The sequence below is a fragment of the Gilvimarinus gilvus genome, from assembly GCF_030518155.1.
Taxonomy (GTDB): Bacteria; Pseudomonadota; Gammaproteobacteria; order Pseudomonadales; family Cellvibrionaceae; genus Gilvimarinus; species Gilvimarinus gilvus.
Window position 1 is genome coordinate 1 of the sequence record NZ_JAULRU010000468.1, and the last position, 449, is coordinate 449.

Consider the following 449-nt stretch of genomic DNA (forward strand, 5'->3'; position numbering starts at 1 on the left):
GCTTCCTGCTGCTGGTGAGCGTGGCCAAAGCAGGGCGCTATGCAGTGCTCACCATGATCACCCTGGGCTGGTTTCACGCTCGGTAACACCTTTCGCCCTCCCCTTGGTCCATGGGCTGTTACAGTGCTTTTTTCCTACAAGGTTCTACAGGGAGTTCCCCCATGCTGCGCGCAACAGCTCTGGCCTTGGCGTGCCTGGCCGGCGGTTCGGCCGTCGCTGCCGAATCGCCCACCTTCGGCCCCCAGCTCGAAGGTTTCCGCTACCCGCATCCGCTCCAGCATTTCGACTTCAAGTCCCAGGGCCAGGCCCTGCAGATGGGCTACATGGACGTGCCTGCACAAGGCCAGGCCAACGGCCACAGCGTGGTGTTGATGCACGGCAAGAACTTCTGCGCCGCTACCTGGGAAACCACCATCGAGGCGCTTAGCAAGGCCGGCTACCGAGTGATC

The 449-nt window shown here is 62.4% G+C and carries 1 pseudogene; it reads left to right on the forward strand.

The features are described from left to right. Positions 1-161 precede the first annotated feature (161 nt). Positions 162-449: pseudogene (locus QWI17_RS08920) on the forward strand (hypothetical protein); the annotation flags it as partial.